Origin of the sequence: Flavobacterium sp. CF136 (assembly GCF_000282055.1) — a bacterium.
In the GTDB taxonomy this organism is placed as follows: Bacteria; Bacteroidota; Bacteroidia; order Flavobacteriales; family Flavobacteriaceae; genus Flavobacterium.
This window is the reverse complement of record NZ_AKJZ01000054.1, coordinates 17,566-30,405: the sequence shown is the minus strand read 5'-3', so window position 1 is coordinate 30,405 and position 12,840 is coordinate 17,566. Positions and strand designations below refer to the sequence as shown.

Sequence of the window (12,840 nt, the reverse complement as noted above, 5' to 3'; positions counted from 1 at the left end):
GCGGGAACGTGGAAAGATTTAACAGATTCCGTGAACCAAATGGCGGGGAATTTAACCACTCAGGTACGTAACATTGCCGAGGTAACTATTGCAGTAGCTAACGGAGATATGTCGAAAAAAATTACTGCAGACGTTCGTGGAGAAATCCTTCAATTGAAAGAAACCGTAAACACGATGGTGGATCAGCTTAGAAGTTTTGCTTCAGAAGTAACCAGGGTATCGAGAGAGGTAGGAACAGAAGGAAAACTGGGAGGGCAAGCGTTCGTACCCGGAGTTGCCGGAACGTGGAAAGATTTAACGGATTCGGTGAATCAGATGGCATCAAACTTAACGGATCAGGTGCGTAATATTGCTGAGGTAACAAAAGCCGTAGCAAATGGTGACCTTTCGAAACCTATTACCGTTGACGTAAAAGGAGAGATTTTGGATTTGAAAAATACTTTCAATACGATGGTGGAACAGCTTAACTCATTCGCTTCAGAGGTAACCCGTGTGGCGCGTGAGGTAGGTACAGAAGGAAAACTGGGAGGTCAGTCTGAGGTAAAAGGTGTTGCCGGAACCTGGAAAGATTTAACGGATTCTGTTAACCTGATGGCTTCGAACTTAACGTCTCAGGTACGTGGAATCGCAAAAGTTGTAACCTCAGTAGCCAAAGGAAATCTAAAACAAAAATTATCGATTGATGCCAAAGGCGAGGTGGCACAATTAACAGATACAATCAACGAAATGATTGACACGCTGGCTACATTCTCCGATCAGGTAACCACTGTGGCGCGTGAGGTAGGAGCAGAAGGAAAACTGGGAGGTCAGGCGAATGTACCGGGAGCTTCCGGAACCTGGAAAAACCTGACTGAAAATGTGAATCAGCTTGCAGCGAATCTGACAACGCAGGTACGTGCGATTTCTGAGGTAGCATCGGCGGTAACGCAAGGAGATTTAACCCGAACTATTGGTGTTGAAGCAAAAGGGGAAGTTGAAGCTCTAAAAGATACAATCAACCAAATGATTTCAAACCTGAAAGCAACTACATTACGAAATCAGGAGCAAGACTGGCTGAAATCGAATTTGGCGAAGTTTACACAAATGCTTCAGGGACAAAAAGAACTGAATTCCGTTACCAAAAAAATCCTTTCGGAACTTGCAACCGTTGTAACAGCACAACACGGACTCTTTTATATTCTGCAGGAAGATGAGGAATTCATGGATTCTAAATTGAATCTGATTGCTTCTTACGCTTATATTAAAAGAAAAAATTCGCCAACCCAATATGCGATGGGAGAAGGGCTAATCGGACAGGTTGCGATAGAAAAAGAAAGAATTATTCTGAGCAATGTTCCTAAAGATTATATCAAAATCAATTCCGGCCTTGGTGATGCAAAACCACAGGATGTTATCATTCTTCCGGTACTTTTTGAAGGTCAGTTGAAAGCTGTTATCGAATTGGCTTCTTTGGATACTTTTAGTCAGACCCATTTAGATTTCCTTGAAGGATTAACAGAAAGTATTGGTATCGTATTGAATACGATTGAATCAAATTCAAGAACAGAAGAATTATTGGTACAATCCCAATCTTTAGCAGGAGAGTTAAAAAGCCAGCAGGAAGTATTAAAAAATACCAACGAAGAGCTGGAAGAAAAAGCATTCTTATTAGCAAATCAAAAAGAAGAAGTAGAGCTTAAAAACCAGGAAGTTGAGGTGGCAAGAAAAGCATTGGAAGAAAAAGCCGATCAGTTAACTTTAACATCCAAATATAAATCAGAGTTTTTGGCAAATATGTCGCATGAGTTGAGAACACCACTGAACAGTTTGCAGATTTTGGCTAATGAATTAATTGCCAACCGCGACGGTAATTTATCCGAAAAACAAATACAGTTTGCCAAGACCATAAATTCTTGTGGAGATGACCTTATTCAGCTGATTAATGATATTCTGGATTTATCTAAAATTGAATCAGGTTATATTTCTGTTGATTATAATCCGATTAGTTTTGAAGACATCAGCAGATTTGTTGAGTCAACTTTTAATCCAATATCTGAAGCGAAACATCTGCGTTTTAAAATTAGTATGGATGATGCACTTCCGGAATTAATAGAAACTGATTCGCAACGATTGAATCAGATTTTAAAAAATCTTTTGTCAAATTCTTTCAAGTTTACTGAAAAAGGAGAAGTACAGCTTAATATATACAAAGCAAATAATAATTGGAAAACTACAAATGCAAGCCTTGATAATGCTGAGGCTGTAGTAGCATTTGAAATTTCAGATACCGGAATTGGTATTTCTAAGGAAAAACAAAATATCATATTTGAAGCTTTCCAGCAGGCCGAAGGTTCTACCAGCCGTAAATACGGAGGTACAGGGTTAGGATTATCTATCAGCCGTGGACTTTCAGATTTATTAGGAGGAAGTATTGAGCTTGAAAGTGAAACTAATGTAGGAAGTAAATTTACGTTGTTCCTTCCTTTAAAATATGTTCACATTTCTGAAATAGAAAATATCGATGTAAATGAAGAAACAGATATTAAGGGCCGTATAAAATCGCTGCCTTCCGAAAAGTTTAACCGATCAGATATTGATTTGTTCTTTGTTGATGAAGTAGGAGACGACAGGACCGATATTAAACCTGACGATAAAGTGCTTTTGATTGCGGAAGATAATCTAATATTCGCAAAAATTATGCTGGAACAGGCTCATATTAACGGAATCAAAGCTATTGTTACTACAAAGGGCAATGATGTAATTGATTTTATCAATCAGTTTCGTCCACATGCCATAACGATGGATCTGAATATGCCTGATACGAGTGGATGGAAAATCCTTGACAGATTAAAAACCGATTTTAACCTGCGTCATATTCCGGTTTATATTATATCCGGTGAAGATGAAAGAAATAAAGGCCTTAAGCGCGGTGCGAGAAACTTTTTCCTTAAACCGGTAAAAAATGATTCGCTGGCTTATCTCTTTAATGATATTCATGATTTTAAGAATAAAAAGGTAAAAAATCTTTTAGTAGTAGATGATAACCAAACAGAACTTAACAGGATATTAAAAGCTGTTGATGGAGATGATATTACGATTTTTAGTGCTAAAACAGCTAATGAAGCGGTAGCGCTTATCAGAGAAAACTCATTTGATTGCATCATTTTAGATTTAGTACTGCCAGATGCGGACGGGCTTGATATAATGACAGATCTGGAGAATAATATTGCCGGGCAGGAAACGGCTATAATCATACATTCGGCGGGTGATGTAACTAAGAAACAAAAAGTAAAACTAAACAGGTTTGCCCATAGTATTATTACAAAGAGTGCAGGTTCTATGGATAAGCTGATCGATCAGACAGCCTTGTTTATGCATCGTGTCCATAAAGAATTACCAGACGCAATGAGGGAAACTATTGAATCTTTTTATCTGAAAGAAGATGTGCTGCCAGGCAAAAAAGTACTATTGGTAGATGATGATGTACGTAATCTTTTTGCCCTGACAACAGCCTTAGAAAGATATGGATTAAATGTTATCAGTGCGGAAAGTGGTCAGGAAGCCATTGATATCCTGAATGAAGATAAGACTATAGATATTGTTCTGATGGATATTATGATGCCCGAAATGGATGGATATGAAACTATGAAACGTATTCGAAAAGATGCAAGACATAAGGATCTGACTATTATTGCGGTAACAGCAAAAGCGATGAAAGGAGACAGGCAGCGTTGTATAGAATCAGGAGCCTCAGATTATATAACAAAACCGGTAAATGTAGAACAACTGTCTTCACTCATGCGTGTGTGGCTTAAATAAAATAATTTTATATTCAACTCAAAATAATGGGAGACAACGCAGTTAAAATCTTAATCGTGGATGACAAAAAAGAAAATCTGCTTTCTTTGCAAGTCATCCTGGCTAATCGTGGCTATCAGTTTGTCGAAGCAACATCAGGAAAAGATGCTCTGCGGATTCTTTTAAAAGATCAGAATTTTGCTATTATTCTCATGGACGTTCAAATGCCGTTGATGGACGGATTTGAAACGGCTGAATTAATCCGTCAAAGCGAAAAACTCAAACATGTTCCTATTATTTTTTTGACAGCCAATATGGATACGACTGAATACATATTCAAAGGATATCAGTCAGGTGCTGTTGATTATATGATTAAACCTTTATCTCCGGAAATATTACAGGCCAAAGTCATGATTTTTACGGAACTATTCCGAAAAAATCAGGAATTGAGAAAAAAAGAAGAGGAGACGACTGCACTTAATGAGATAATTTTAAAATCAAATAAAGAACTTGCCCTTCAAAATTCTGCTATCGAAAAACACGCTGAAGAACTTAGAAAGAAAAACATGGAACTGGATGCTTTTACTTATATATCAAGCCATGATCTTCAGGAGCCATTGAGAAAAATTCAAACCTTTGCCAATCTGATACTTTCTAATGAATATTCAAATTTATCTGAGGATGGAAAACTTAAATTTAACAGAATCCTGTATGCCACCAATAGAATGCGGGAACTCATTAACAGCCTGCTTACTTTTTCAAGAGCTACTCTTGTCGACAGAAGGTTTGAAACAATAGATCTTAACACTATTATCAATGATGTGAAAGAAGCATTACATGAAAATTTACTGGAAAAAAATGCGGTCATTATAACTGATTTTCATGATAACGCAAAGATTATCCCTTTTCAATTTGTTCAGTTGATGGAAAACTTAATTCATAATGCCATAAAATTTGCCCAACCGGAAGTGCCATTAGAGATTACTGTAAAAAGCCGTTTAGTTAGTGGCCTGGATTTACACATCGGAAAATTATCAAGGGAAGTTAATTATTGCCATATTAGTTTTGGAGATAACGGAATCGGGTTTGAACCACAACACAATGAAAAAATATTTGGAGTTTTCCAGAAGTTGCATGGCAGGGATCTTTATGAAGGAACCGGGATTGGACTAGCCATTGTCAAGAAAATAGTTGAAAACCACCATGGTTATGTAGATGCCGTTGGTGAACCTATGAAAGGAGCTACTTTTAATATTTATATTCCTTATTAATCAGTAGGGAAATCATTAATGAATGTCTAAAAAATAAAAACAGACCCAATAATGAGTCTGTTTTGTATTTAATTTTAGATAAAAATTAGTTGCTGGTAACAGAATAACTGTTGCAGGTATAATTTAACCCGCCTCCGTTTGTACCATAAGAGGATGTGATTTCAAATCCAAATTGTACATCACCAACTGTAATATTACCAATCCATCCTTTGTTTTTTATCCAATTTAAAATGGCTTTGGCATCAATAGTACCACTATTTGTTTTTGATGTGCGTAAAAATGAATATACATTATTCGAACCATTATTACCTCTGTACACATTCCAGGTATGACCACCAATACTTTGATTGGTATAAACTGCAATTGCTGCTCCGGTGGCTGAATAATTATATGAAATTGGTTTTACATTCCCCGAACCATTTGCATTTCCGGTATAATTCATCCATAGCATTATTTCATGTGCTTTGGCACTGTCCCAGATATCATAACATGATTCCCATGCACCACCGGCAGGTGTAGTGGCGTTAAAACTAGTACTGAGCGTATTTACTGCACTAAGGACTTTACCAATATACTTGGTAGAATTTGGATATGATTTAATACCATCAGTATTAGGATGATTTGCCCAAACTCCCCATTGACTGTAACTGTTTGCCCAGATAGACTGGCTGCCTGCACCGCTCCCCCAGATATTGTTGTAGACAGTATAACCTCCATTTGACCAGCTTGCATATTGTGCAGATGATGACCAGTTTGCCTTAACTTCGGATTCAGTGTTACTATCGGTTGCTTCACAACTGATAAACATAGCGCATAATGCAGCAAATAAAATTGTTTTTTTCATAAAATAAGTGGTTTATAGTTAATAAATAAGTTATGACTAAGATACTTATAATTATCTATTTAACTAAATAGTTCTTAAATAAATTGTAATTTTTAAATTATAATCATAAAAAAATGACAAATTCTATTTAAAAAGCAATATTTTCATTTAGTTATGGTTAAAATGACCATAATTAAAATAAAAAAAATGAGAATTTCGTAATTTATAAGAAACATAAATTAAACTACTGATTAATCCTATAAAAGCATAATTTTATAGTACTATGATTATCTGATGAATAAGAGGAAGTGAAGATTTTTTTGTTTAAATAAACGAGAATAAAAGTGAACATCAGAATAGAGTTATTTTCCTAAATTGGCAACCCATACATTATCGGATTTTCCTGCACCCATTTCGATATAATCACTGCTCATCATAGCTTTGCAATGATCTGTACTGTTCTTCCAGCCAATTACAACATCAACAGGATTAGCATAATTACGGGCAATGACTTCTCCTACGTAGTTCCCCGTATAGCCTGATGTACTGGCTCTTTGTATAGGACTTGTCCCTTCCGGGGATATGTGAGAAAAATAATTGCGGACATTCATATCATGAGCATAATTGATCGCTGTCCGGGCTAATATTGAGTTACTTACCAATTCAGGAACCGGTGGCATATCTTCATCGCCACACTTACATCCTGTTACCCTGAGTTTATTGATTTCAATCAAAACAGGATCGGTAACATTTGTATCAACAACAGGAGTATCATCATTATTATCACAAGAAAAAAATAATGGTACTAAAATTAAAAAAATAAAATATTTTGAAGACATTGAATAATTAATTGAGATATAAATAGCCTGCCGGGTGTAAAGATATTTGTTTTTTTATTTACAATTTTTTAAATGCTAATTAAATGTTTCAATATTTCAATATTTTTTTAATAAAAAAGAGTATTGATATTATCTGTTTTTGGTGAATTTATAGGGAAAGAAATTATGAAAGTGAAACAGTATAAATGTATGCTATTGCCAATGATGAAATTATAATTTTAAATAAAAAAACAATAAATAAAAGAACGTTCATTCATTTATTATTTTATCTTTGTAAAAAAAACAGAATGAGAATAAGGGATATTGATAAGGAAAAACTGGTCATTGAAAATGCGATAGATCAGATTGTGCAAGATGGCTTTCAAGGTTTCAGCATGAATAAGCTGGCAAAAGCCTGTAATATTTCTGTAGCTACCTTATATATTTATTACAAAGACAAAGATGATTTAATACTAAAGATAGGAGGAACCATTGCTCTTGATTTTTTTACAAGTACAGTAAAAGACTTTTCACCTGAGATGTCATTTGAAGAAGGATTATGGAAACAGTGGGAAAACCGGTCTCTATTTGCCCTGAAAAACCCAAAAGAAGTTGCCTTTTTTGAAATTATAAAACACTCGCCATACGGGGAAGCCATATTAAATTCTTCAACAAAATTTTCAGATTTCAGAACGAGCATGCACCAGTTTATTGAAAACGCGCTACGTAATAATGAACTGGTTCCAATGACATTCGAAGTTTTTTGGGCTATTGCATATGGACCGTTGTATACTTTATTAAACTTTCATAAAGAAGGTAAAAGTATGGGAGGAAAACCATTTATACTGACCAATAAAATGATAAGGGAAGCTTTTCAGGCTGCCATTAAAGCTTTAAAACCATGAAAAATTATGGAAACAAATTTAAACACAATACATATTTTTAAAACAGACATTGGAGAAAAAAATCCGGACTGTCCTATGCACATCACACTGGATAATCATTCAGACATACAACAATGGAGTATTGATTATGAAGATGTTGATTGCGTACTGCGTGTTGTTTCAGAGGTACTTAAACCTAATGAAATCATCGGTATAGTTAATGAATTTGGCTATCAATGCCAGGAATTGCCCTAACCAAAATTAATCAGTCAAAATTCAATCAGTCAAAAATGGAAAAAAGTACAATAGAGATCCCGCCTTTTACCTCAAATCAAAAAATTATTATTGCCATACTGGCGCTTTTACAATTTACAGTTATACTTGATTTTATGATTATTTCCCCTTTGGGAGATATATTAATGAAAAAGCTTGATATGACTACATCAAACTTTGGTTTTGCAGTTTCCGGATATGCTTTCAGCGCAGGAATTTCAGGATTACTTGCGGCAGGTTTTGCGGACAGATTTGACAGAAAAAAACTCTTGATTTTCTTTTATGCAGGATTCATTATTGGTACTGTTTTCTGTGCTTTTGCTTCCAGTTACTGGATGCTGCTTTTTGCAAGGATTTTTACAGGCCTTTTCGGTGGTGTTATTGGTTCAGTTTCCCTGGCGATTGTAACAGATTTATTTGTAATTCATCAAAGAGGGCGGGTTATGGGGTTTATACAAATGGCATTTGCAACGAGCCAGATTTTAGGAATACCGCTTGGATTATATTTTGCCAATAATTGGGGATGGCATTCCGCTTTTATTATGATTGCAGCTTTAGGAGTATTGATCCTGATTGCTATTGTCACTAAAATGGAACCTGTAACGAAGCATTTAGAACTGCAATCTGATAAAAACCCTTTTCTTCATCTTTTACATACACTTAGTAATAAAAACTATCAGGTTGGTTTTGCGGCCATTGCATTTTTATCTGTTGGAGGGTTTATGTTACAGCCATTTGGAACTGCTTTTCTGGTAAATAATATTCATATAAGCCAGCTACAATTACCAATGGTATTTTTCTTTACAGGCCTTTCTGTACTTTTTATAATGCCCATAATTGGAAGGTTAAGCGATAAAATAAGCAAGTTTAAATTATTTTGTGCGGGGTCATTAATTTCAATCATTATGGTTTTAATTTATACCAACCTTAGTCCAATACCATTATGGGAAGTAGTGGTAATCAATATGATTTTGTTCATGGGTATTATGAGCCGTATGATTCCTGCTACGACACTCAATACGGCAATTCCCGAAATGAAAGACCGTGGAGCTTATATGTCCATAACGTCATCATTACAGCAAATTGCCGGTGGAATTGCAGCCGTTTGTGCAGGTTTTATTGTACATCAAAAAACAAAGATTTCTCCTTTGGAAAACTATGATATTTTAGGGTATGTAATTGCAGTGACTACATTTTGTACTGCACTGTTAATGTGGAGAGTAAATCAATTAGCAAAATCAAAAGATGTAATTGCAAAAAAATAAGTTTATCCTGAGCGAAGACGAACGGACCTTATGTTGCTTAATATGCTAAAGCATTTGCTAATAAAGAAATAGTCGATAAAAGATAATATGCTGTGGTTGCAACAATTGCAAAAATAATGTGTGCAAAGAATAACTGAATATAATATCCTTTGAAATCGATTTTAGGCTGGTAATCAGCAATTTTGAATATAAGAACCCATCCAATGATGCCAATTATACCGCTTAGAACCCCTAGTAATAAAGCACTTATAATTGAGATGTAAAGAATATTGTAAAGCCAGATTATATGATATGCCAGGACGAAAATAAAACCAATAAGGTAATGCAGTAACCAGGCTAAATATTTTTTTGTATGTACCGATAGTTCAAGATTTGTTTTTATAAGTATAAAACTTAATAATACAGGTTCTTTAAACAATTCACGAAAGCTAGCAGACATTGTGTAGCTGAATAATGTCATGGCTGAAGTTGCCAGAAGAGATACTATTATTATTTGAAAAAATGTGTAAAAATCCATAATTGATATTTTAAAGGTGCATATCAAATACTGATTACATGCAATTTTGTATGGCAGTAATTATTTTCCTGATTTAGTTTTGAGCAGAAGAATTGAAATAGTCTATTTGCTGTTGCTGATATTTTTATTCTGCAAAAATGAATTCCTTTCGGTTCATTTTTGCAGAATATTATTTTGTTATTTATAAGAATGATTTAGATTATTTCTCTTAACGCATCTTTTAATTCATTAAAATTATTGGGTTTAGACAGATAGTCCTTTGCACCAAGGGTTTTTGCTAATTTTGGTGTTACAAGTGCTGTAGAAAATAAAATGACAGGGATATTTTTGATAATATCAGTTTTTTTAATTTCAGCTAATACCTCCAAACCGGTCATCATTGGCATATTTATATCCAGAAAAATAAGATCCGGTTCTATTTCTTTGCTTGTTAATTTTTCTAAAGCTTCAACAGGATTATGCATCGCCATATAGACTGCATTGGAAACTGCTTCAAGAGCCTGTTGAAAAAATTCACAATCATCAAAATCGTCATCAATTTGCAAAATATTTTTATATTTCATAGCAGATGTTTTTATGATTTATGGATCATTCGTTTTATTTTTCTTTTCGGTAAAATTATATTCAAATTTGAATTATTTGTAAGTTTATAGCTATTATTTTAAAATGGTTTTGATAAAAAAAACTTGTTTTTAAACAAGTTTTAATGTTTTTCTTTTCATGTTTAAGTATAAGAACTTCAATATTATTTATTAAAAAATAGCTATTTGGCTTATACACTTAAAATTGTTCTTTGGCAATTTTACTAATTTACAAAAAAAATATAAAAAAATACATTGATGAGAAAAATATTTTCACATTTGAGACTACATTTTCAGTTATTTACAGATAAAAATGACGGGATAATAAAACTTGATTTTATATAACTTTACTTTTTTGTTATATAATTCCCATGCTGTATTTTTTATTTTCTGTAATTAAAAGCTTAAATTATTTAAGTTTAAATCATCTGAAGATGATATATTATCCTGAATTTTTTCTCTTTTGTAATAGCATTCTAATAAGGAACGCATCTGATCCGGATTTTCTACCGCAGTAATAAATTCCTCCCACACCTGATGATGAATTAATGGCAAAAGTGGCTGACTAACCTGTAAAACATATGGCGCATTATTTTTAATAAGTAAATCCCATTCAGCATGAAAATGCAAAAGATCATCGGGAAAAACAATTTTGCGATCAGTTCCTTCATCCAGGACTTCAAAAGGTTTATCTACATTTAAATAACCATAATCGTCTGTTAGCTCCTCTCCGGGCAGAATATCTTTAATAGCAATTTCAAAATCATATGCAGTACTGAAACAATTTGGTTTAAAACTATGATTGACATATTTTCCATTGTCCCAGCACAAGACTAATTCTCCAAATTTGTTTATAAAGCAATATTTGTCGAGATAGTTTTTTATAAAAGGATTCAATTTACTTAAATCTGCAGGCTTAAATATTCTGTCAAGGTCATCCTGGGCCCAGGTAATAGTACCTTTGGGGATTAATTTTGTAGCCACAACACCATAGCCTTTTTCAGGACTTATATAACTGATTTTCGTGTCTGGATGTATCATTTTTTATATTTTTTTAAGAGATTCAAACGGACTACTAAATCAACATTTTTCTGTTTGGTTTTTAAAGTATCAATCATAAAAATGAATTTTAAAAGCTAAGTTATCCGTAAAGTTTTTTTGTTATTTAAAATTAGAAAATTAAATATTAACGGCAATTTTTTCTTACAGTATTATTATCGAATGTTACACAATTTTAAGAGTGAATAAACTTGTCAACATGTTTTTTACTTACTTGTTATTGACCTCGTAGTTTTTAATTTACACATAAAAAATCCATTGCAAATTGTAGTTCAATTTTACAATGGATTTAATCAATGGGTATAAATGATGGGCTAATTTTAAACAGGCTGGTTTGCGTTATCGGTATCAGAATTTGTACTGTCTGAGGTTTTTCCGATAAATTGATTTACTTTATCTTTTAAGCTGCCTAAATAATCTGATTTCAAATCAGCTATTTTGCTTCTTAAATCTTCGCCTTTTTCAGGAGCGTATAGTATCGCCAATGCTGCTCCTATCGCTGCTCCGGCGAAGAAAGCGTATATTGCTTTTGTATTTTTCATGTTTTTAAATTTATGTGAATAATTAATTTTCCTGCAAGATCTCTTTTTGACTTTGCTGGTATTTAGGCTTAATCTGTTGCATATTCTGAGTCTGAACTATTCTGATTATTCTTAAATCGATCATCCGAATAGTTTTCTTCATTATTATTGTGATATGCTTCATCTTCATGGTCCAGATTGTAGCTGTCATAAGGATTTGTACTATCGCGTTCAGGATAAGGAGTATTATTTTCCGCCAGATTGAGTCCGCTTTCTATTAACTCAGAAGTTTCATTTTTCATTGCATTTTGCTGATAACGCAAGTTAGTATCCGGATCTTCACCACCTGTAAATTGGTCATCAAGGGCTTCATTATCGTTAGCAGTATTATCATTGTGTGGCCTGCTGCATTCATATGACTTTTGGTTTTTATTTATACCAAAATCATTTTCTTCCTGATTTTTTAAATTGTTCATAGCTAACTGACTTTAAGTTAATTGTGTTTAAAAAAAAAGCATTTAATATTTTCAAATTTGAAAAAAAAAGCTTTAAAAATGTTACAATTTTTTTTTAAAATTTTACAAGATTTTCAACTGTTGTTTAAATTATATATTCTGATTTGTGCTTACAAAATCACTCATTTTTATATTATTATAATTTGCTGCACTTGAAAATATTGTAATAAATAGTAAAAATATTGTAACAAAAAAGAGCTCAATTTTCATGAAATTGCATTATTAATTTTAAAATAACAATATTATGGAAACTTCAAAAAAAGATTCAAAATCAGGAATGAAAAGTAGTAAAACTCAAAAATCAAATTCTGGTTCAAGAGGAAAAAGTGACAATAAATCTACAGGAACAAAAGAAAGAGGAAGTCACTAATTTTTTAGTTTTAAATTATAAAATCTAAAGATAAAAGCGTGCTGTTTAACTGTAAGCAGCACGCTTTTAAATTTTGTATAAAATTTTGTTTGTATAATTTACAAATGAGGTTGTACCTTCATGGTTCTGTGAGGGAATTTAGAATTTCATAGGATTTTCAGTTATT

The 12,840-nt window shown here is 33.3% G+C and carries 13 protein-coding genes; 6 read left to right on the top strand and 7 right to left on the bottom strand.

Features of this window, described 5'->3' with window-relative positions; translation table 11 throughout:
* Both PMI10_RS15875 and PMI10_RS15870 read left to right on the top strand, forming a co-directional pair.
* Window positions 1–3,798, top strand: a 3,798-nt coding sequence (locus PMI10_RS15875) for a response regulator (RefSeq protein ID WP_007809838.1), incomplete at its 5' end; no start/stop codon positions are given.
* 26 nt (window positions 3,799–3,824) lie between these two features.
* Window positions 3,825–5,048: a sensor histidine kinase gene (locus tag PMI10_RS15870; RefSeq protein WP_007809836.1), complete on the top strand. Its 1,224-nt coding sequence runs from the start codon at window positions 3,825–3,827 to the stop codon at window positions 5,046–5,048.
* A gap of 85 nt (window positions 5,049–5,133) precedes the next feature.
* On the opposite strand, the gene PMI10_RS15865 is transcribed toward PMI10_RS15870, so the two are convergent.
* Both PMI10_RS15865 and PMI10_RS15860 read right to left on the bottom strand, forming a co-directional pair.
* Window positions 5,134–5,892: a GH12 family glycosyl hydrolase domain-containing protein gene (locus PMI10_RS15865; protein ID WP_007809835.1), complete on the bottom strand. Its 759-nt coding sequence runs from the start codon at window positions 5,890–5,892 to the stop codon at window positions 5,134–5,136.
* A 341-nt stretch (window positions 5,893–6,233) separates the two neighbouring features.
* Window positions 6,234–6,710, bottom strand: a complete 477-nt coding sequence (locus PMI10_RS15860) for a CAP domain-containing protein (protein WP_007809833.1) — start codon at window positions 6,708–6,710, stop codon at window positions 6,234–6,236.
* A 287-nt stretch (window positions 6,711–6,997) separates the two neighbouring features.
* Between PMI10_RS15860 and PMI10_RS15855 the strand changes: the two genes are divergently transcribed.
* From PMI10_RS15855 to PMI10_RS15845, 3 genes are read left to right on the top strand one after another with little or no spacing between them, the layout of a single operon-like run.
* Window positions 6,998–7,594 carry a TetR/AcrR family transcriptional regulator gene (locus PMI10_RS15855; protein ID WP_035631984.1) on the top strand — a complete coding sequence of 199 codons (597 nt, stop codon included), beginning with the start codon at window positions 6,998–7,000 and terminating at the stop codon, window positions 7,592–7,594.
* A 6-nt stretch (window positions 7,595–7,600) separates the two neighbouring features.
* A complete protein-coding gene (locus PMI10_RS15850; RefSeq protein WP_007809829.1) occupies window positions 7,601–7,828 on the top strand; it encodes a hypothetical protein in 228 nt (75 codons plus the stop codon).
* A 35-nt stretch (window positions 7,829–7,863) separates the two neighbouring features.
* A complete protein-coding gene (locus PMI10_RS15845; RefSeq protein ID WP_050992458.1) occupies window positions 7,864–9,111 on the top strand; it encodes an MFS transporter in 1,248 nt (415 codons plus the stop codon).
* A 37-nt stretch (window positions 9,112–9,148) separates the two neighbouring features.
* Here PMI10_RS15845 and PMI10_RS15840 read toward each other — a convergent pair whose 3' ends face one another.
* The 5 genes from PMI10_RS15840 to PMI10_RS15820 all read right to left on the bottom strand — a co-directional run bounded on the left by PMI10_RS15840 (window position 9,149) and on the right by PMI10_RS15820 (window position 12,265).
* Window positions 9,149–9,628: a hypothetical protein gene (locus PMI10_RS15840; protein WP_007809825.1), complete on the bottom strand. Its 480-nt coding sequence runs from the start codon at window positions 9,626–9,628 to the stop codon at window positions 9,149–9,151.
* Between the two features lie 194 nt (window positions 9,629–9,822).
* A complete protein-coding gene (locus tag PMI10_RS15835; RefSeq protein WP_007809822.1) occupies window positions 9,823–10,191 on the bottom strand; it encodes a response regulator in 369 nt (122 codons plus the stop codon).
* A gap of 414 nt (window positions 10,192–10,605) precedes the next feature.
* Window positions 10,606–11,250 carry an SET domain-containing protein gene (locus tag PMI10_RS15830; protein WP_007809820.1) on the bottom strand — a complete coding sequence of 215 codons (645 nt, stop codon included), beginning with the start codon at window positions 11,248–11,250 and terminating at the stop codon, window positions 10,606–10,608.
* 338 nt (window positions 11,251–11,588) lie between these two features.
* Window positions 11,589–11,810 carry a YtxH domain-containing protein gene (locus tag PMI10_RS15825; protein WP_007809819.1) on the bottom strand — a complete coding sequence of 74 codons (222 nt, stop codon included), beginning with the start codon at window positions 11,808–11,810 and terminating at the stop codon, window positions 11,589–11,591.
* 68 nt (window positions 11,811–11,878) lie between these two features.
* Window positions 11,879–12,265 (bottom strand): hypothetical protein, encoded by a 387-nt coding sequence (locus tag PMI10_RS15820; RefSeq protein WP_007809816.1) that lies wholly within the window; start codon window positions 12,263–12,265, stop codon window positions 11,879–11,881.
* 283 nt (window positions 12,266–12,548) lie between these two features.
* On the opposite strand from PMI10_RS15820, the gene PMI10_RS22390 reads away from it, so the two are divergent.
* Window positions 12,549–12,674, top strand: a complete 126-nt coding sequence (locus PMI10_RS22390; protein ID WP_007809812.1) for a hypothetical protein — start codon at window positions 12,549–12,551, stop codon at window positions 12,672–12,674.
* Window positions 12,675–12,840: the final 166 nt, after the last annotated feature.